Origin of the sequence: Pseudooceanicola nanhaiensis DSM 18065 (assembly GCF_000688295.1) — a bacterium.
Classification (GTDB): Bacteria; Pseudomonadota; Alphaproteobacteria; order Rhodobacterales; family Rhodobacteraceae; genus Pseudooceanicola; species Pseudooceanicola nanhaiensis.
In genome coordinates this window covers 1177310-1195539 of sequence record NZ_JHZF01000013.1, presented here as the reverse complement: position 1 = coordinate 1195539, position 18230 = coordinate 1177310, and the positions used below count along the sequence as shown (strand labels likewise).

The 18230-nt window shown below is 66.6% G+C and carries 18 protein-coding genes; 15 read left to right on the top strand and 3 right to left on the bottom strand.

Going from position 1 to position 18230, the window contains the following annotated elements; all coding sequences use genetic code 11:
- Nucleotides 1-51 precede the first annotated feature (51 nt).
- The gene (locus Q344_RS0115865; protein ID WP_028287611.1) at nucleotides 52-1329 is read right to left on the bottom strand and encodes a Glu/Leu/Phe/Val family dehydrogenase; all 1278 of its coding nucleotides are present in this window, start codon (nucleotides 1327-1329) and stop codon (nucleotides 52-54) included.
- Between the two features lie 168 nt (nucleotides 1330-1497).
- Between Q344_RS0115865 and Q344_RS0115860 the strand changes: the two genes are divergently transcribed.
- Both Q344_RS0115860 and Q344_RS0115855 read left to right on the top strand, forming a co-directional pair.
- Nucleotides 1498-2202: a CoA transferase subunit A gene (locus Q344_RS0115860; RefSeq protein ID WP_028287610.1), complete on the top strand. Its 705-nt coding sequence runs from the start codon at nucleotides 1498-1500 to the stop codon at nucleotides 2200-2202.
- Nucleotides 2202-2843, top strand: a complete 642-nt coding sequence (locus Q344_RS0115855; RefSeq protein WP_028287609.1) for a 3-oxoacid CoA-transferase subunit B — start codon at nucleotides 2202-2204, stop codon at nucleotides 2841-2843. The genes Q344_RS0115860 and Q344_RS0115855 overlap by 1 nt, the downstream gene beginning before the upstream one ends.
- A gap of 178 nt (nucleotides 2844-3021) precedes the next feature.
- Here the strand turns inward: Q344_RS0115855 and Q344_RS0115850 are convergent, their stop codons facing one another.
- On the bottom strand, nucleotides 3022-3864 hold the full coding sequence (locus Q344_RS0115850) for a lytic transglycosylase domain-containing protein (RefSeq protein WP_036539349.1): 843 nt from the start codon (nucleotides 3862-3864) through the stop codon (nucleotides 3022-3024).
- Between the two features lie 393 nt (nucleotides 3865-4257).
- Between Q344_RS0115850 and Q344_RS0115845 the strand changes: the two genes are divergently transcribed.
- The 13 genes from Q344_RS0115845 (at nucleotide 4258) to Q344_RS0115785 (ending at nucleotide 16557) form a co-directional block, all read left to right on the top strand.
- A complete protein-coding gene (locus Q344_RS0115845; RefSeq protein ID WP_028287607.1) occupies nucleotides 4258-4476 on the top strand; it encodes a hypothetical protein in 219 nt (72 codons plus the stop codon).
- A 148-nt stretch (nucleotides 4477-4624) separates the two neighbouring features.
- Entirely contained in the window at nucleotides 4625-4798 is a 174-nt protein-coding gene (locus Q344_RS26385; RefSeq protein WP_169739200.1) for a hypothetical protein, read from the top strand.
- 192 nt (nucleotides 4799-4990) lie between these two features.
- Nucleotides 4991-5842, top strand: a complete 852-nt coding sequence (cpaB, locus tag Q344_RS0115835) for a Flp pilus assembly protein CpaB (protein WP_028287606.1) — start codon at nucleotides 4991-4993, stop codon at nucleotides 5840-5842.
- A 215-nt stretch (nucleotides 5843-6057) separates the two neighbouring features.
- Nucleotides 6058-7488: a type II and III secretion system protein family protein gene (locus Q344_RS0115830; RefSeq protein ID WP_028287605.1), complete on the top strand. Its 1431-nt coding sequence runs from the start codon at nucleotides 6058-6060 to the stop codon at nucleotides 7486-7488.
- A 5-nt stretch (nucleotides 7489-7493) separates the two neighbouring features.
- The gene (locus Q344_RS24180) at nucleotides 7494-8162 is read left to right on the top strand and encodes an OmpA family protein (RefSeq protein ID WP_051630684.1); all 669 of its coding nucleotides are present in this window, start codon (nucleotides 7494-7496) and stop codon (nucleotides 8160-8162) included.
- Between the two features lie 221 nt (nucleotides 8163-8383).
- Complete coding sequence (locus Q344_RS0115820) at nucleotides 8384-9640, top strand: CpaE/TadZ family protein (RefSeq protein WP_036539346.1); 1257 nt, start codon at nucleotides 8384-8386, stop codon at nucleotides 9638-9640.
- Nucleotides 9641-9666: 26 nt separating this feature from the next.
- A complete protein-coding gene (locus Q344_RS0115815) occupies nucleotides 9667-11133 on the top strand; it encodes a TadA family conjugal transfer-associated ATPase (RefSeq protein WP_028287603.1) in 1467 nt (488 codons plus the stop codon).
- A gap of 6 nt (nucleotides 11134-11139) precedes the next feature.
- Entirely contained in the window at nucleotides 11140-12108 is a 969-nt protein-coding gene (locus Q344_RS0115810; protein WP_188781515.1) for a type II secretion system F family protein, read from the top strand.
- Between the two features lie 10 nt (nucleotides 12109-12118).
- Nucleotides 12119-13090 (top strand): type II secretion system F family protein, encoded by a 972-nt coding sequence (locus Q344_RS0115805; RefSeq protein ID WP_028287601.1) that lies wholly within the window; start codon nucleotides 12119-12121, stop codon nucleotides 13088-13090.
- 19 nt (nucleotides 13091-13109) lie between these two features.
- A complete protein-coding gene (locus tag Q344_RS0115800) occupies nucleotides 13110-13670 on the top strand; it encodes a tetratricopeptide repeat protein (RefSeq protein ID WP_028287600.1) in 561 nt (186 codons plus the stop codon).
- A gap of 33 nt (nucleotides 13671-13703) precedes the next feature.
- On the top strand, nucleotides 13704-14549 hold the full coding sequence (locus Q344_RS0115795) for a tetratricopeptide repeat protein (RefSeq protein ID WP_028287599.1): 846 nt from the start codon (nucleotides 13704-13706) through the stop codon (nucleotides 14547-14549).
- An 11-nt stretch (nucleotides 14550-14560) separates the two neighbouring features.
- Nucleotides 14561-15055 (top strand): prepilin peptidase, encoded by a 495-nt coding sequence (locus Q344_RS0115790; protein WP_028287598.1) that lies wholly within the window; start codon nucleotides 14561-14563, stop codon nucleotides 15053-15055.
- A 188-nt stretch (nucleotides 15056-15243) separates the two neighbouring features.
- Nucleotides 15244-16557 carry an ATPase gene (locus Q344_RS0115785; protein ID WP_028287597.1) on the top strand — a complete coding sequence of 438 codons (1314 nt, stop codon included), beginning with the start codon at nucleotides 15244-15246 and terminating at the stop codon, nucleotides 16555-16557.
- Nucleotides 16558-16617: 60 nt separating this feature from the next.
- Here the strand turns inward: Q344_RS0115785 and Q344_RS24175 are convergent, their stop codons facing one another.
- Entirely contained in the window at nucleotides 16618-18150 is a 1533-nt protein-coding gene (locus Q344_RS24175; RefSeq protein WP_051630682.1) for an MDR family MFS transporter, read from the bottom strand.
- Nucleotides 18151-18230: the final 80 nt, after the last annotated feature.

Genomic DNA, 18230 nt, shown 5'->3' with positions numbered 1-18230 from the left:
CCGAGCCGGGCCCCGCAGGGTCCGGCCCCCGGCGCCCGCACGGGGCGCGCCTCAGCTGCAGAAATAGCTGCGGTCGCCCCGGCTGCTGATCGCCTCCGCGATGCGGCGGATCGCCAGCGTGTAGGCGGCCTCGCGCACGGTGCTGTCCGCCGCTTCCGCCTGCTCGTAACACCGCCGCGCCGCGTCCTCCATCCGCCGCGTCATCCGCTCGCGGACCGTGTCGGCATCCCAGTAATCGCCCGTCCGGGACTGGACCCATTCGAGGTGGCTGACCGTCACCCCGCCCGCGTTGGCCAGCACGTCCGGCAGGATCACCTTGCCGTCCTCGGCGAGCCGCCGGTCGGCCTCGGGCGTCACCGGCCCGTTCGCGATCTCGAGCACGAGGCCCGCACGGATCTCGCCCGCGTTGTCCTCCGTCACCGCGTCCTGCATCGCCGCCAGCGCAAGGACGTCGACGTCGAGCGCCAGAAGCGCATCCTGCCCGATCTCCTCGTCGCCGTTCCGGTCCTTCACGGATTGCCCCGCGTAGACGGCGCCCGAGAGCGCCTTCTCCTCGTCCTTGAACGTCTTGAGCCGCCAGGGGTCGAGCCCGCCCGCGGCATGGATCGCGGCCTTGCTGTCCGACACCGCCACCACCCGGTAGCCCGCGTCATGCGCCAGCCCCGCGAAATGCGCGCCCGCATTGCCGAAGCCCTGCACCGCGATGGTGGTGTCCTCCGGCCTGCGATCCTGCCGCTTCAGCCAGGCATCGAGCGCGATCAGCGCCCCCTGCCCCGTCGCCGCGGTCCGGCCCTCGGACCCGCCGAGGCACACGGGCTTGCCGGTGATCGCCGCCGGCTGGTGGCGCCGGGTGATCTGCGAGAATTCGTCGGCCATCCAGCCCATCACCCGGGCATCGGTGTTCACGTCGGGCGCCGGAATGTCGGTGTCCGGTCCGATCACGTCCGCCACCGCGCGGACGTAGCTGCGCGCCAGCCGTTCGACCTCGAGCGGCGAGAGCGCCTTCGGATCGACCCGGATCCCGCCCTTGGCCCCGCCGAAGGGCAGCTCCATCAGCGCGCATTTGATCGTCATCCAGAAGGCCAGCTGCGCGCATTCCCCGGCGTCGGTCCCCGGGTGAAACCGGATCCCGCCCTTGCCCGGGCCCAGCGTCGTGTCGAAGACGACCCGCCAGCCGGGATAGACCTCGAGCGCGCCGTCGTCGCGGCGCAGCGGCACCGCCACCCCGAGGCTGCGCTGCGGTCCCGAGAGCATTTCCTGCGCGTCGGCCGGGATCGCCTCGGCCTCGAAGATGCGGCGCACCATGTCGGGCAGCGTGAATTCGGTCATCCGTCGTCTCCTTCCGATGCCGGTCCGGAAGGGACAGGCCGAAGGGATTACGCATCGGCGCGGGCTTCAGATCCATCACGGGGCGACGCGCCGCGCCGCGGCGTTGCGTTGACTTCGTTCCGGGGGGCGGTCAGAAACGGGACAATCTCACCCAAGGAGGTTTCCAAGATGAAGAAAGTCTACGGCTCGGCCGCCGAGGCGCTGGACGGTCTGCTGTTCGACGGCATGCTGATCGCCGCCGGTGGTTTCGGCCTCTGCGGCATCCCGGAACTGCTGATCGCGGCGATCCGCGACGCGGGCACGAAGGACCTCACGGTCGCGTCCAACAACGCGGGCGTCGACGATTTCGGCCTGGGCGTCCTGCTCCAGACCAAGCAGGTGAAGAAGATGATGTCCTCCTACGTGGGCGAGAACAAGGAGTTCATGCGCCAGTATCTCGGCGGCGAGCTCGAGCTCGAATTCAACCCGCAGGGCACGCTGGCCGAACGCATGCGCGCCGGCGGCTCGGGGATCCCGGGCTTCTACACCAAGACCGGCGTCGGCACCCAGATCGCCGAGGGCAAGGAAGTGAAGGTCTTCGACGGCGAGGAATACATCCTCGAACGCGGCATCTTCGCGGACCTGTCGATCGTGAAGGCCTGGAAGGCGGACGAGACGGGCAACCTCGTCTTCCGCAAGACCGCGCGCAACTTCAACCCGCCCGCCGCGATGTGCGGCAAGACCTGCGTGGTCGAGGTCGAGGAGATCGTGCCGACCGGTTCGCTCGACCCGGACCACATCCACCTGCCCGGCGTCTACGTCCACCGCCTGATCCAGGGCGAGCACGAGAAACGCATCGAACAGCGCACCGTGCGCACGAGGGAGGACGCGTAATGCCCAGTGACATCAAGGGGTGGGACCGCAACCGGATGGCCGCCCGCGCGGCCCAAGAACTCGAAGACGGGATGTACGTGAACCTCGGGATCGGCATCCCGACGCTTGTCGCCAATTACGTCGGCGACAAGGACATCACGCTGCAATCCGAGAACGGCATGCTCGGCATGGGCCCCTTCCCCTTCGAGGGTGACGAGGATCCCGATCTCATCAACGCCGGCAAGCAGACCATCACCGAGCTGAAGCGCACCGCCTATTTCGACAGCGCGATGTCCTTCGGCATGATCCGCGGCGGCAAGATCGCGGCCGCGATCCTCGGCGCGATGGAGGTCTCGGAAACCGGCGACCTCGCCAACTGGATGATCCCCGGCAAGCTCGTGAAGGGCATGGGCGGCGCGATGGACCTCGTGGCGGGCGTGCAGAAGGTCGTCGTGGTGATGGATCACCAGAACAAGGCGGGCGAATCGAAGCTGCTCAAGGCCTGCACCCTGCCGCTGACCGGCAAGGCCGTGGTGAACCGCATCATCACCAACCTCGGCGTGCTCGACGTGGTGGACGGCGGGCTGCGCATCGTCGAATGCGCCGACGGCGTCACCGAACAGGAGATCCGCGACGCGACCGAGGCGACGATCGTCGCCTGAGCCCTCCGCCGACGCAAGACCACGCAAGACGACGCCGCCCCAGCCGGGCGGCGTCTGCGCGTCAGGCGGCTCCCCTGCTTCCCCTTGCCGGAAATATCCCCGCCGGAGGCCACGGGCCGCGCGGGCTCGATGCCCGCGTGGCCCGTTCCCCGCGCGACGGGCATCGCCCGGCGCAACCTCAGCTCGGGAAGGAAAACACGCAGCCGTCCGAGACGAGCTCGGGCCGGGTCATGCACAGGCTCCGCGCCACCTCGAAGGCCGCCAGCACCTTGGGCACGTAATCCCGCGTCTCGGCATAGGGCGGCACGCCGCCGTTCGGGGCGATGGAATTCTCGCCCGCATTGTAGCCCGCAAGCACGAGGATCGGGTCGCCCGCGAATTTCTCCATCAGGAAGTCGAGGAAGGCCACCCCGCCGCGGATGTTCTGCCCGGCGTTCCTTCGGTCGCTCACCCCGAACCGCGCCGCGGTGGCGGGCATCAGCTGCATCAGCCCCTCCGCCCCGGCGTGGGAGACCGCGTCCACGCGGCCCGCGCTCTCGACCGAGATCACCGCCAGCACCAGCGCCGGCGACACGCGCGTGCCCGCGGTGGTCAGCAGGATCTCCTTGGCATGGGCCTGCGCGATCCCCATCATCGTGTCGAGCCGCGGCGCCCGCACCGCCCCGCCCGCAGGCGCGTTCCTGATCGTGCTGAGCGCGGGCTCCAGCCGCCCGGGCCCGCTGTCGGCCAGCGCCGGAGAGACGGTGTCCCAGAACCAGGCATAGCGCCCCGCAGGCGCGCCGGGCGCCGCAGGCACCGCCGGAGCGGCGCCATCCGCGACGGCGGGCTTCGGCTCCTTCTTCTTGACCGGCTTCGGTCCGTCGCCGGGCTTGATCTGAACCGTGATGCGCTTCGCGGTCCCCGAAGAGGGCGGCTTGACCCGCTTGAACGTGAAATCGTCGCCGTTCGCCATCAGCGGAACGGGCGCGGCCAGGGCCCAGGCGATCACGCCGGCCCATCCGAATCGAGCGAATCTTCTCATGTCCGAACGCCTGAGATTGGTCACTGCACTGTCCGCGGGCCGTTGACCGGCACCTGCATGTCCTCGCCAGACTATCCCAGATGACGCGCCCTCGCGCCACAAACGCGAACAATCCCCGCCTGTGGTGGGCATTTTCGCCACAGGCGCAGGGACGTTTCACCGTTCACTACAACCGCTTCACGGGTTTTTTCCTTGCCCGGCAGAGGTTTGGATTTTGTGGCGCGGGGGAACAAGGAAGCACTAAGGTTTTGAACGAAAGGCGCCAAAATGCTGCCCCAATCTCCCGGCTATAGTCGCTCCGTGCCGCGAAGGTGGTGTCCGGGTGTTGAGAGAGACGGGCACCGCGAACCTGAGCGGAACAGTGAAACCACGAGATCCTTTGGAGGGACTACCATGCTCAAGTTCATCAAGAATTTCCGCAAAGACGAAGCCGGCGCCGTGACCGTTGACTGGGTCGTTCTGACCGCAGCTGTCGTCGGCCTGAGCGCAGCGGCCTACACCTCGATCAAGAGCGGTGCGACCACGCTGACCGGCAACGTCGAGACCTACATGGAAGGTCAGAACCCGAACGGCGCCCCCGCCGCCGACAGCGGCACCGACAGCACCCAGTGATCGCCAAGAGCGACCGATGTCATAACGCCGCGCCCATTCCCTTGGGCGCGGCGTCTTCGGTTCAGGGGGCACCACCCCGCCGGGCGGAGAACCCGTAGCCGGCCTGCCCGCTCCCGGGCGGCGCGTCACAGAGAGAGAAGGATAGCCCATGCGGAAACTGGCAGCATTCCTGCGCGGCGAAGATGGTGCCGTGACGGTCGACTGGGTCGTCCTGACGGCCCTCGTCGTCGCGCTGACCGTCCTCGTCGCCAACCTGATGACGACCGCCACCACGTCGCTGACGGACGGCACCGCCGCCCACATGGGCGCCATGATCGAGTGACGCGGGCGCCCGCGGCCTTCAGGAACAGCCCGATGACACCGGACCGCCTGTTTCGACACGGGCGGTTTTGACATTCAACAAACGAGAATTGTCCCATCTTTGGACACAATTCTCCGCCAGTGTCCGTCGCGGGTAACAACAGGAGGCGGCAGAAAGCCGTCACCGTACAACAAGAGAACATGAGGTAGAGACATGCGCTCGCTTTTCGGACTGGTCCTCGTCGTCGGCATCGGCCTTGCCGGTTTCGCCGTCTACATGGTCAACGGCTACATGCAGAGCTATGAACAGCAGCTCGCGATGGAGCGCGCGCAGCGTCCCGAGGTGATCCCGACCGTCGAGGTCTATGTCGCCACGGCGCCGCTCCGCTATGGCGAGACCCTCGATCCCGAGGACGTGCGCAAGGTCGCCTGGCCCGAGAACGCGGTGCCGGAAGGCTCGTTCATGGACGCCGCCGTCCTCTTCCCCGAGAACCGGCCGCACCGCTTCGTGCTCCGCTCGATGGAGAAGGACGAGGCGATCATGGCCGTGAAGGTGACCGAGCCCGGCGAGGACGCCGGCCTCACCAACCGCCTCGAACGCGGGATGCGCGCCTTCGCGATCCGCGTCGACGTGGCCTCGGGCGTCTCGGGCTTCCTGCGCCCGTCCGACCGGGTGGACGTCTACTGGACCGGCCGCATCGCCAGCAACGGCGGTGGCGACGTCACGAAGCTGATCGAATCCGGCGTGAAGCTGATCGCGGTCGACCAGACCTCGTCGATGGACGACGCGGGCACGACCATCGCGCGGACCGTCACCGTCGCGGTAAACCCGCAGCAGGTCGCCAACCTCGCCCAGGCCCAGTCGACCGGCCGCCTCTCGCTGTCGCTCGTGGGGGTCGAGGACGACACCGTCGCCGAGGCGATCGAGGTCGATCAGAACGCGCTTCTGGGCATTGAGACGCCCGAGCCGAAGGAGATCATCCGCAAGGAAGAGAAGCAGCCCTGCGCGATCCGCACCCGCCGCGGCTCGGAAGTCGTGATGATCCCGATCCCCTGCACCGACTGACCGGCGCCACATCCCCCTCGGGAAGGCGGTCCCCCCGGGGCCGCCTTTCGTCGTTCCGGGGGCGAGCGAGACATGCGATCTGTTGCCGCTTGTCCACATAAAGAAAACCCCGGAAACCATTGTTCATTGCAATAAAACCGGTCTTGCCGCAGGATGACGGCAATCGCGGGCACCTCAAGACCCGCACCTGGGGCGTGATCGGAGAGGCAGGTCACATGAAAAGACACGGAATTCTGCAGGCGGCCCTGCTGGGGCTGTCTCTTGCTGCGGCAAGCGCGCCGGCACCTTCGGTCGCCGAGGATCTGCGCGTCGTGCAGCGCGGCACCTCGTCCAAGGTCAGCGTGGCGATGAACCGCGCGATCGTTGTCGAGAGCGACACGCCCTTCGCCGAGCTTTCCATCGCCAATCCCCAGATCGCCGACATCTCGTCGCTGAGCGATCGCACGATCTACGTGCTGGGCAAGGCGCCCGGGATCACCACGCTGACCCTGCTGGACCAGAACGGCCAGCTGATCACCAACGTGGACGTGGTCGTCGCGGCCGACATCACCGAATTCAAGGAGCGCCTCGGGCAGATCCTGCCCGGCGAGCATATCGAGGTCCGCACGGCCAACGACGGCATCGTCCTCTCCGGCACCGTCTCGTCGACCCAGAAACTGCAGCGCGCGCTCGACCTGGCCGAACGCTACGCGCCCGAGCGGGTGTCGAACCTGATGTCGGTGGGCGGCGTCCAGCAGGTCATGCTGAAGGTCCGCTTCGCCGAGATGGAACGCTCGGTGTCGAAATCGCTCTCCTCCTCGCTGGGCATCGGCGGCAGCGTCTTCGGCGGCGACGTCGGCGTGCAGGGCGGCAACGGCCGCGCCTCGAACGCCGGCGGACAGGGCAGCCAGCTTGGCGGGTCGCTGCCGGCCTCCAACACGAACACCGGCGCCATCCTCTTCGGCTTCGACGTCGGCGCGGTGCAGGTCAGCGCGCTGCTCGAGGCGCTCGAGTCCAAGGGTGTCGTCCGTACGCTGGCCGAACCGAACCTCACCGCCCTCTCGGGTCAGGAGGCCAAGTTCCTCGCCGGTGGCGAATACCCCGTCCCCGTCTCGCAGGACGGCGGCACGGTGTCGGTCGAATACAAGCCCTTCGGCGTCGAGATGAACTTCATCCCGCGCGTCGTGGACGGCGACATCATCAACCTCGAGCTCTCCGCCGCGGTCTCGGCCATCGACCCGAACAACGGCTTCACGCTCGACAACCTGACGATCGACGCCTTCACCAAGCGCAGCACCGAGACCACGGTCGAGCTGCGCGACGGCCAGAGCTTCGCCATCGCGGGCCTTCTGAAGGACGATTTCCGCGACCGGAACTCGCAGGTGCCGTGGCTTGGCGACATCCCCGTTCTCGGCGCGCTGTTCCGCAGCGCCGAATACCAGCGGTCGCAGACCGAGTTGGTGATCATCATCACCGCGCATCTCGTGCAGCCGACCCGGGGCGAGGCGCTCGCCCTGCCGACGGACCGCATCAAGCCCCCGTCCGAGAAGGATCTCTTCCTGTTCGGCAATGTCGCGCGCGACAGCGGCGGCCGGCAGGTCCGGGGCGCCGCGGGCGAGGTCGCCCGGCAGGACTTCAGCGGTTCCTACGGCTACGTGATGGAGTGAGGCCGATGACCTTCCCGGGATACAAGGGTCTTCTGACCGCCACCTCGCTCCTCGCCCTCGCGGCCTGCGCCCCCGGCACCTCGCCCTGGACGCAGGAGGCCGGCTCGGTCATCGAAAGCGCCGGCTTCGGCAACGCCACGATGAACAACACGCAGATCCAGAACGGCGACAAGCATTACATCGTCGGGCTGAACGACCGCTTCTCGGAAGAGGTGCAGGACGTCGTGACCTTCGCCTTCGACAGCGCGGTGCTCGGCCCCGCGGCGCAGGCCGCGGTGCGTCAGCAGGCGCATTGGATCCGCCAGTTCCCCGAGGTCCGGTTCCGCGTCTTCGGTCACACCGATCTTGTCGGCAGCGCCGAATACAACAAGCAGCTCGGCCTGCGCCGCGCCAATGCGGTGGTCAACTACCTCGTGGCGAACGGCGTCTCGCGGTCGCGGCTCGAGGCGCTCGTCTCCTTCGGGGAAACGCAGCCCCTGATCGTGACCCAGGGCCGCGAACGCCGCAACCGGCGCACCGTGACCGAGGTCTCGGGCTTCGTGGGCAGCGCGCCTCTGGTGCTGGACGGCAAGTATGCCCAGATCATCTATCGCGAATATGTCCAGTCGGCCGTGCCGACGTCAGGCCTGACCGGGGTGCAGCAATCGGCTGCCGGCATCGGCGGGACCGACTAGGCGAGTTGGAAACAACCAGGCGCAGAACCAGCCAATGTCGCCGATTACCCAACAAATTCAGGATTTCGGCCCCATTTCCGCCAAACTTAACTGACATATTCCAATCAGAGACGCCGTGCCCGCCGTCCGGGCATGCGGATCGGATCAGAACGGTGCCGCAGAGAGCAGTCATGCAGCCCGTGTCCCCGGTCCGTTTGGCGTGCGTAGGAAGGTATTGAGGCATGACATCGAATGCGGAAATGCAGCAGCCGGACGCGAGCCCGCTGATCGCCTGCACGATTCGGCGCGAACCGGACGGGTTCGACCTGCTGATCGAGGACATGGAAGAGGCCCTGGGCGAACAATGGGGCGACCTCGGCTTCTCGGAAGCCCTGATGTTCTTCAATCAGTCCGAAGCGGATTCCCTTGAATTCATCTCGATGGCCATCGACGCGGAAGACGAGAAGAACCTCGCGCTGCTCGGTGAAGTCATCGCACAGGCCCGGGCCCACGGCATCAAGGTGATCCTGATCGCCGAAGACGTGAGCCCCTCGGCCCTGCACCAGCTTCTGCGGCAGGGCGCGGACGAATTCGTCCCCTACCCGCTGCCCGAGGGCGAGCTGGCCGCCGCGATCGAACGCATCCAGGCGCCCCAGCCGGAACCCGAGATCGCGGCCGGCGCGCCGTCCAAGAAGCGCGCGAAGGGCGACCGAAACGGCGCCGTCCTGGTGACGCACGGACTTGCCGGCGGTGTCGGCGCCACGACCATGGCCGTCAACCTCGCCTGGGAGCTGGCGAACGTCGCCAAGAAGGGCGAGGAGAACCCGCGCGTCTGCATCCTGGATTTCGACCTCCAGTTCGGCACCGTCGCGACCTATCTCGACCTGCCCCGGCGCGAGGCGGTCTACGAGCTTCTGTCGGACACCGAGGCGCTCGATGGCGACGTCTTCATGCAGGCGCTGCTGAGCTTCGACGACCGGCTGCACGTCCTGACGTCGCCGGGCGAGATGCTGCCGCTGGATTTCGTGAACGCCGAGGACATCACCCGGCTGATCGACATGGCCCGGTCGCATTTCGACTACGTCGTGATCGACATGCCCAAGACGCTGGTGAACTGGACCGAGACGGTCCTGAACGCGGCGCAGGTCTATTTCGCGGTGATGGAGCTCGACATGAGATCGGCCCAGAACTGCCAGCGCCTGAAACGGGCGCTCCAGGCAGAGGAACTGCCGGTCGAGAAACTCCGCTACGCGCTCAACCGGGCGCCGACCGGGTTCGACCTGAACGGCAAGCAGCGGGTCAAGCGCCTTGGAGAGAGCCTTGGCATCTCGATCGAGCTGCAGCTGCCGGACGGCGGAAAGCAGATCGCCCAGTCGGGCGACCATGGCGTGCCGCTGGCCAAGACCGCGGGCAAGAACGCCCTGCGCAAGGAAATAGCGAAACTGGCCCGTTCCATCTTCGAGGTCGGGGCCGAAGCCGAATTGGAAACCGCGGATTAACACGCGGCCCGGAAGGGTAGACAGACATGTTTTCCAAGTACAAGAAGCCGAACCAGCCGGATAAGCCGAAGCTGGTTCCCGCCACCTCTGCGGGCCGTGAAACCGCCCCGCGCGCCACCGTGACGCCGGCCGAACAGGCCGCGCCCAAGGCGATGCGCAAGCCGATGCCCATGGGCAAGGCCGCCGCCGTGCCGACCGCCGCGGACAAGAACCGCAAGCGCAAGGAACGGCTGGGCGAGATCAAGCTCGAACTGCACCGCGCGCTGCTCGACAACCTCAACCTCGCCGCGCTGGACACCGCCTCCGAGCAGGACCTGCGGATGGAGATCAACGCGATCGCCACCGAGGTGCTGCAGGAAAAGAGCATCGTCCTCAACCGCGAGGAACGCGGCATCCTGAACCAGGAGCTCTATGACGAGGTGAAGGGCCTCGGCCCGCTCGAGAGCCTGCTCAAGGACGATACCGTCGCCGATATCCTGGTGAACGGCCCGCAGCAGATCTTCGTCGAACGGAACGGCAAGCTCGAGCTCAGCGACGTCACCTTCAAGGATGAAAAGCACCTTCTGCGGATCATCGACAAGATCGTCTCGGCCGTCGGCCGGCGGGTCGATGAATCGAACCCCTATGTCGACGCCCGCCTCGCGGACGGCTCGCGCTTCAACGCCATGGTGCCGCCGATCGCGGTGGACGGCTCGCTCGTCTCGATCCGGAAATTCAAGAAGGAGAAGCTCGGCATCGACGAGTTGGTGAAGTTCGGCGCCTTCTCCGAGGAGATGGCCGCCTACCTTCAGGCCGCCGTCGCCTGCCGGCTGAACGTCATCGTCTCGGGCGGGACGGGGTCGGGCAAGACGACCACGCTGAACGCCCTGTCCTCCTTCATCGCCAATGACGAACGGATCCTGACGATCGAGGACACGGCGGAACTCCAGCTCCAGCAGACCCATGTGGGCCGGATGGAAAGCCGCCCCGCCAACGTCGAGGGCAAGGGCGCGGTCAGCCAGCGCGACTGCCTGCGGAACGCCCTGCGGATGCGTCCGGACCGGATCATCGTGGGGGAGACCCGCGGCGAAGAGGTCATCGACATGCTGCAGGCGATGAACACCGGCCACGACGGCTCGATGACCACGATCCACGCCAACTCCGCGCGCGACGGCATCAGCCGTCTCGAGAACATGGTCGCCATGGCCGGGATCGAGATGCCGCTGAAGGCTGTGCGTTCGCAGATCGCGAGCGCCGTGCATCTCATCGTGCAGGCCTCGCGCCTGCAGGACGGCTCGCGCCGCATGGTCTCGATCACCGAAGTGACCGGGATGGAAGGCGAAGTCATCTCGATGCAGGAGGTGTTCCGCTTCCAGCGCGTGGGCCTCGCCTCGGACGGCAAGATCATCGGCCATTTCACGGCGACCGGCGTGCGGTCCCATTTCTCCGACCGGTTCAAGCAATGGGGCTACGACCTGCCGCCCTCGATCTTCGAACCGGTCGCGGCGGAGTAACCCCTCATGGCCATTTCCGCCGCACCCATCATCTACGGGCTGATCTTCGTGGGCGTTCTCGTCCTCGTCGAAGGGCTCTATCTCGTGTTCTTCGGCAAGTCGATCAGCATGAACAGCCGCGTGAACCGCCGTCTCGAGATGCTCGAGAAGGGCGCGGGTCGCGAAGAGGTCCTCGAGAAGCTGCGCAAGGAAATGCAGCAGCACATGGCGTCGCGGCAGATCCCGCTCTACGCCATCCTCGCGACCAAGGCGCAGAAGGCGGCGATCGCCTTCACGCCCCGCCAGTTGATCATGATCATGGCCCTGCTGTCGGCGGTGGCCTTCATGGCGCTGACGATCATGACCGAGACCGCGCCGGTGATCCGGGGCGTCATCTCGGTCGGCATCGGCATCGGCTCGGTCTACACCTGGGTCAACATGAAGGCCAAGAAGCGCGCCGCGATGATCGAGGAGCAGCTGCCCGACGCGGTCGAGCTGATGGTCCGCTCGCTCCGGGTCGGCCACCCCTTCTCCTCGGCCATCGCCATCGTCGCGAAGGAGGTGCAGGATCCGCTCGCCTCCGAGTTCGGGATCATCTCGGACGAGGCCGCCTATGGCCGCGACATGGGCGAGGCGCTCAAGGAGATGGCCGAACGGCTCGACATGCAGGATCTCCGCTTCCTCGCGGTGGCCGTCACCATCCAGCAGCAATCGGGCGGCAACCTCGCCGAGGTGCTCGACGGGCTGGCCAAGGTGATCCGGTCCCGCTTCCGCCTGTTCCGCCGGGTGAAGGCGATCACCGCCGAGGCGCAATGGTCCGGCAAGTTCCTCTCGGCCTTCCCCATCGTCGCGCTGATCGTGATCAACGTCCTCGATCCGCATTACTACGACGACGTGATGGACCACCCCTATTTCATCCACGCCTGCCTGTTCGTGGCCGGGTTCCTCGCAGCGAACCTCTACGTCATGCGCATGCTGGTGAACATCAAGGTCTGAGGGCAGCGACATGCAAGCGATCAACCAGATGCTCACCGAGCAGTTCGGCCAGCTCGGCCCGCTCTACGCGGTCGGCGGTCTCGGCCTCCTGCTCATCCTGATCACCCTTCCGGTGGTGCTGAGGAAGCAGGCCGACCCGATCGAGAAGCTCAAGCAGCAGAACCTCGCGGACAAGAAGAAAGAGGGCAAGAAGGACCGGCTCCGCGTCGGGACGAAGAGCCACAAGCTGGAGAAATACTCCAACTTCCTCGAACCGCAGAACGCTGAGGAATATTCGGCGGTGAAGATGAAGCTGCTGCAGGCGGGCTACCGTTCGCGCGATGCCGTGCGCTTCTACCACTTCGCGCAATTCGCGCTCGGGATCCTCGGGATCATCCTCGGGGTGGTCTACTTCATGCTTTTCATGGCCGGCAACGAACCGACCACGCAGCAGACCCTTCTGTGGATCCTCGGTCCGGGCGGCGTGGGCTACATGTTCCCGAAATACTGGGTCACCAAGCGCCAGCAGCAGCGGCAGGAAGAAATCCAGGACGGCTTCCCCGACGCGCTCGACATGCTGCTCGTCTGCGTCGAGGCGGGCCAGTCCATGGACCAGGCGATCCTGCGGGTCGCCAGGGAAATCCGCGCCTCCTACCCCGCCCTCGCCGACGAGTTCGAGACCGTCTCGAACGAGATCAAGGCCGGCAAGGAGAAGGCGACCGTCCTCAACGACATGGCCGAACGCTGCGGCGTGATGGACATCTCCTCCTTCGTGACCGTGCTGATCCAGTCGGCCACCTTCGGCACCTCGATCGCCGAGGCGCTGCGCGTCTACGCCGCCGAGATGCGGGACAAGCGCGTGATGCGCGCCGAGGAGAAGGCAAACAAGTTGCCGACCAAGATGACCCTTGCCACAATGATGCTGACCGTGCCGCCGCTGCTGATCATCCTGGTCGGCCCGTCGGTGCACGGGATCACGCAGATGGGCTCTCTCGGCCCGTGAGCTAAGAGGCAGGGCATACATGGCGAAGACGATCCTCGCCATCATCACGAGTTTCGGACTGGCCGCCTGTTCATCGGGCGGCTTTTCCCCGTCGGAAGACCAGGTCTACGCGCCCGGCATCAAGCCGCAGGCCAAGGCGGTCGACGGGCTCGTGGTCGGCCATCGGTTGATGGCCGCCGGCGAATACGAGCTGGCGCTCGACGCATTCTCCCGCGCCGCCGGCGAACAGGGCATGACCGTCGACGTGCTGTCGGCGATCGGCACCGCCAACCTCGGCCTCGGCCGCCTGAACCAGGCGGAGAAGCAGCTTCGCGAGGCGATCGAGAGCGACGAGGCCATCCCCGAGACATGGAACAACCTCGGCATCGTGCTGCTGGAACAGGGCAAGACCGCCGAGGCGGTGCAGGTGTTCAAGCGGGCCTACGCGCTCGACAATGGCGAAAGTGACGCAATCCGCGACAATCTCAGGCTCGCCATCGAAAAACTTGAACAATCGGCCTATGCTGAGGATAACGAAGACCAAGAATACAAGGTGGTACGGCGGGGCAGCAGCGAATACCTCATCCGTCAGATACCCTGAAGACAGAGGCTGAGCAGCATAAGGACGCAGTAAATGCGCCATTCCCTTTTCGTGACCCTGTGCCTCGCGGGTGCCGTGACCCTCGCCGCCTGCGACAAGAAACCCGCGTCTGAGGTCAATCGCGCCTTCCGCGACGTGAACGTCGTGGACGAGTCGAACATGAACGACATCATGATGACCGTCGCGGACCCGAACGAGGCCGTGGCCTATTTCAAGCGCACCGCCGCCGACAACCCCGACCGGATCGACGTGCAGCGCGGGCTGGCCCAGAGCCTTGTCCGCGCCAGGCGCCCGGCCGAGGCGGCGACGGTCTGGGCGCAGGTGGCGGCGCATCCGCAGGCCACCAACGAGGACCGCGTCGAATATGCCGATGCGCTGATCCGCGACGGCAAGTGGGAAGAGGCGGACCGCGAACTCGACAAGATCCCGCCGACCTTCGAGACCTACAAGCGCTACCGGCTCGAGGCGATGGTCGCCGACAGCAACAAGGAATGGCAGAAGGCCGACAGCTTCTACGAGGTCGCCGCGGGGCTGACCACGACGCCCGCCGGCGTGCTGAACAACTGGGGCTATTCCAAGCTGACCCGCGGCGATTTCGCCGGGGCCGAGAAGCTCTTCGGCGAGGCACTGAGGCAGGACAGCGCGATGTTCACCGCAAAGAACAACCTCGTGCTCGCCCGGGGCGCGCAGCGCAACTACTCCCTGCCCGTCGTCCCGATGAGCCAGGTGGAACGCGCCCAGCTTCTCCAGACGCTCGGGCTGACCGCCGTCAAGCAGGGCGACATCGAGACCGGCAAGACCCTGATGCGCGACGCCATCGCCACCCATCCGCAGCACTTCGAAGAGGCCGTGCGGGCGCTCAGCGCCCTCGAGGCCTGACCGTCGCGCCGATGGAGATCGACAGCCTCACCGCGCTGGTCCTCGCCATCCCGGCGATCCCGCTGTCGCTCTACACCTGCTGGAGCGACCTTCGCGGCATGCGCATTCCCAACGGCACCGTGCTGCTGCTGGCGGGCGCGTTCGTGGTCCTCGGGCCCTTCCTGATGCCCTTCGAGACCTACCTCTGGCGCCTCGCACAGCTCGGCGTGATGCTGGTTCTGGGGATCCTCGCCAATGCCGGCGGGCTGGTCGGGGCGGGCGATGCGAAATTCGTGGCCGCCGCCGCACCCTACATCGCCGCCGGCGACCTGCGATTCGTGCTGGCGCTGTTCACCGCCAACCTTCTGGCCGCCTTCGCGACGCACCGGCTGGCCAAGCACAGCGGCCTGCGCCGCCTTGCGCCGGACTGGGAAAGCTGGAGCCGCGGGCGGGACTTCCCCATGGGCCTCGCGCTCGGAGGCACCCTGTCGCTCTACCTCCTGCTCGGCATCTTCCTCGGAGGCTGAGCCGCGGCCCGTCCGGTTGACGTTGCGGCGGCAGGAGCGAATTCCACAAAAAAGCCGTTTCTGCGCCCCGCTGCGCCGCAGTTTCCGTGGTTTCTGGGCGAAAGCGGGGCAAGCCGACGTCCCCGCGCCGAGATGTCCCGCGCCGGCCCGCCGGCATGAGGGGTTGGAAACGGAACGAGCAGATACCGATGAACATGCAGGTCCAGACCGGCGTCACGCCCCCTCCGCTGCCGCGCTCGCTCGACGAGATGCAGCTGCCCATGGTGATGATGCGTGACATCCTGCTGAAGACGATCTTCCGCAAGAGCGTTGACCGCGTCAGCACCATCGCGCAGGCGATCTCGCTGCCCGCGCCGGTGACGCAGGAGCTGATCGACCTCGCCCGCGAACAGCTTCTGATGGAGGCGACCGGCACGCTGAAGGCCACCGCCTCGAACGAGATGGCCTATCAGCTGACCGACAACGGGCGCTCCCGCGCGATGGATGCGCTGCAGCAATCCGAATATTACGGCGCGATGCCCGTCCCGCTCGAGGTCTATCACGAGCAGATCAGGCGCCAGTCGATCCGCAACCTCCAGATCACCCGCGACCACCTGACCGCCAGCATGGGCCACCTCGTGCTGCCGGACGACCTGATCTCGACCCTCGGGCCTGCGGTCTCCTCCGGGCGGTCCATCCTGTTGTACGGCCCGCCGGGCAACGGGAAATCCTCGCTCTCGAACGGCATCCGCGATGCGCTCGGCGACAAGATCTACGTGCCCAAGGCGATCGAATACGCGGGCCAGGTGATCACGGTCTACGACCCGATCGTGCATTCCGCCGCAGAAGAACAGGTCGACGACCCGACCGCGCTGCGCCGCGCCGGCAACCGCTTCGACCATCGCTACGTGCTCTGCGAACGCCCGACGGTGATGACCGGGGGCGAGCTCACGCTCGACATGCTGGATCTCGTCTACAACCCGGTCGCGCGCACCTACCAGGCGCCGCTCCAGATGAAGGCCACCGGCGGCGTGTTCATCGTCGACGACCTCGGGCGGCAGGCCGAGCCGCCGCAGGCGCTGGTCAACCGCTGGATCGTGCCGCTCGAGGAAGGCCGCGACATCCTCGCCCTGCAATCGGGCGAGAAGTTCGAGGTGCCCTTCGACACGCTGGTGATCTTCTCGACCAACTTCCACCCGAACGAGATCTTCGACCAGGCGGCCCTGCGGCGGATCTTCTTCAAGATCAAGATCGACGGCCCGAACCAAGAGAATTTCCTGAAGATCTTCGCCATGGTGGCCCGCAAGAAGAAGATGCCGCTGAACGAACCGGCTCTGGTCCACCTGCTGAAGCGGAAGTATCCGACGATCGACAATGTCTTCGCGAATTACCAGCCGGTGTTCCTGATCGACCAGATGATCTCGATCTGCGAATTCGAGGGCATCCCCTACCAGATGACGCCCGAGCTGATCGACCGCGCCTGGGCCAACATGTTCGTCCGCGACGAGCACATCGTGAAGTGATCCTGTCCGCCTCGCGCGTGGTTCACTCGGCCGCGGCGCTGCACCGCCTGACAGCCGCGTTCACTCCGCCGGCGTTGCGCTCCGCCGGTCCGGCAGGGTGGTGCCGAGCGGCAGCTCCTCCAGCCGGATCGAGATCAGGCAGGCGATGACCGCCAGCGCCGAGGCGACAAGGTAGATCGGCGTGATCGCGTCCGCGAAGGCCTGCACGACCTCCTGCCGCAGCACCGGGTCGAGCTGCATGACCAATTCGTAGGTGATCGCCTGATCGCCCTCTCCGGGCAGCAGCGGGCGGACGTGCCGCGTCAGGCCCATGGCGAAGATGCCGCCGAAGAGCGACGTGCCGATGGCGCCACCCGTGAGGCGGAACATGTTGACCGAGGCGGTGCCGATCCCGAGGTTCTCGACCGGGATCGCCGACTGGATCGCGGCGATGGACACGCTCATCGTCGGCCCGATCCCCACCCCCACCATGAAGAGCGACAGCAGGAGCCGCCAATAGGGCGTCTCGGGCCCGATGGTCCAGAGCACCAGCATGGCGACCGCGAGGAAGGCGGTGGAGGCGGTCGGCATCCACTTGTAACGCCCGGTCTGGGACATGAAGCGCCCGGCCAGCATCGAGGTGCCGATCAGCCCGACCATCATCGCCACGAGGAAGAGGCCCGAGGTCGCGGGGTCGAGTCCCTTCACCACCTGCAGGAAGGTCGGCACGAAGGCGATGGTGCCGAACATCGTCATGCCGACGAGGAAGTTCATCGAGTTCGCGACCTGGAAGTTGCGGATCGAGAACAGGCTCGGCGGCATGATCGGCTCGGCCGCCGAGCGTTCCACGACCACGAAGGCGGCCAGCACGGCCGGGGCGAGCAGCATCAGGCAGACGACCGGCAGGCTGGTCCAGGGCAGAACCGCGCCGCCGAGGTTGGCCACCAGCACGGCGCAGCTCAGCAGCGTCGCCAGCAGGAAGGCCCCGAAGAAGTCGATCCGGTGCTTGCCCGAGGGCGGCGCCTTTTCCATCGTCAGGGTGATGACGGCGAAGGCCAGCAGCCCGATCGGGAAGTTCAGCCAGAAGATCCAGCTCCAGCTCCAGCTTGCCACGATGTAGCCGCCGACCAGCGGGCCGATGATCGTCGAGAGCCCGAAGACCGACGACAGCCAGCCCTGCGCCTTTCCCCGCTGGCGCGGCGGCAGAACGTCCGCCACCGCGGCCATCGAGACGACGATCAGCGAGCCGCCGCCGTAGCCCTGCACCAGCCGTCCGGCCACCAGCACGCCCATGCTTTCCGCCATCCCGCAGATCGCGGACCCCAGAAGGAAGATGCCGATCGCCGCCTGCAGGACGATCTTGCGCCCGTACATGTCGCCCAGCCGGCCCGAGATCGGCGCGCCGATGGTCGAGGCCAGCAGAAAGGCGGTCACCACCCATGTGATGTAATCGAGTCCGCCGAGATCGCTCACGATCCGCGGCAGGGCCGCGGCGACCACCGTGTTGCCGAGCGAGGCCAGGAACAGCGTCGAGGCCACCGCGACGAGGATGACGCGGAGCCTGCGGGAATCGGGAAGCTGCGGGTCGCCCTGTGCGGCGACATCGGAGGACATGTACGAAATATCCCGTCTCTGGCGGCCATGCGTTGCTTGGAATCCGCAAGACCGCTGGTAATCTCCGGTTTGGAATATAT

Bases quoted from the DNA above. Each gene is read 5' to 3' on its own strand.
- cpaB (WP_028287606.1), top strand. From the start codon at position 4,991: ATGCGCTCGCTTTTCGGACTGGTCCTCGTCGTCGGCATCGGCCTTGCC.
- Q344_RS0115790 (WP_028287598.1), top strand. From the start codon at position 14,561: ATGGAGATCGACAGCCTCACCGCGCTGGTCCTCGCCATCCCGGCGATC.
- Q344_RS0115795 (WP_028287599.1), top strand. From the start codon at position 13,704: ATGCGCCATTCCCTTTTCGTGACCCTGTGCCTCGCGGGTGCCGTGACC.
- Q344_RS0115865 (WP_028287611.1), bottom strand. From the start codon at position 1,329: ATGACCGAATTCACGCTGCCCGACATGGTGCGCCGCATCTTCGAGGCC.
- Q344_RS0115815 (WP_028287603.1), top strand. From the start codon at position 9,667: ATGTTTTCCAAGTACAAGAAGCCGAACCAGCCGGATAAGCCGAAGCTG.
- Q344_RS0115805 (WP_028287601.1), top strand. From the start codon at position 12,119: ATGCAAGCGATCAACCAGATGCTCACCGAGCAGTTCGGCCAGCTCGGC.
- Q344_RS0115850 (WP_036539349.1), bottom strand. From the start codon at position 3,864: ATGAGAAGATTCGCTCGATTCGGATGGGCCGGCGTGATCGCCTGGGCC.
- Q344_RS26385 (WP_169739200.1), top strand. From the start codon at position 4,625: ATGCGGAAACTGGCAGCATTCCTGCGCGGCGAAGATGGTGCCGTGACG.
- Q344_RS0115785 (WP_028287597.1), top strand. From the start codon at position 15,244: ATGAACATGCAGGTCCAGACCGGCGTCACGCCCCCTCCGCTGCCGCGC.
- Q344_RS0115820 (WP_036539346.1), top strand. From the start codon at position 8,384: ATGACATCGAATGCGGAAATGCAGCAGCCGGACGCGAGCCCGCTGATC.
- Q344_RS0115830 (WP_028287605.1), top strand. From the start codon at position 6,058: ATGAAAAGACACGGAATTCTGCAGGCGGCCCTGCTGGGGCTGTCTCTT.
- Q344_RS0115810 (WP_188781515.1), top strand. From the start codon at position 11,140: ATGGCCATTTCCGCCGCACCCATCATCTACGGGCTGATCTTCGTGGGC.
- Q344_RS0115845 (WP_028287607.1), top strand. From the start codon at position 4,258: ATGCTCAAGTTCATCAAGAATTTCCGCAAAGACGAAGCCGGCGCCGTG.
- Q344_RS0115860 (WP_028287610.1), top strand. From the start codon at position 1,498: ATGAAGAAAGTCTACGGCTCGGCCGCCGAGGCGCTGGACGGTCTGCTG.
- Q344_RS24180 (WP_051630684.1), top strand. From the start codon at position 7,494: ATGACCTTCCCGGGATACAAGGGTCTTCTGACCGCCACCTCGCTCCTC.
- Q344_RS0115800 (WP_028287600.1), top strand. From the start codon at position 13,110: ATGGCGAAGACGATCCTCGCCATCATCACGAGTTTCGGACTGGCCGCC.
- Q344_RS0115855 (WP_028287609.1), top strand. From the start codon at position 2,202: ATGCCCAGTGACATCAAGGGGTGGGACCGCAACCGGATGGCCGCCCGC.
- Q344_RS24175 (WP_051630682.1), bottom strand. From the start codon at position 18,150: ATGTCCTCCGATGTCGCCGCACAGGGCGACCCGCAGCTTCCCGATTCC.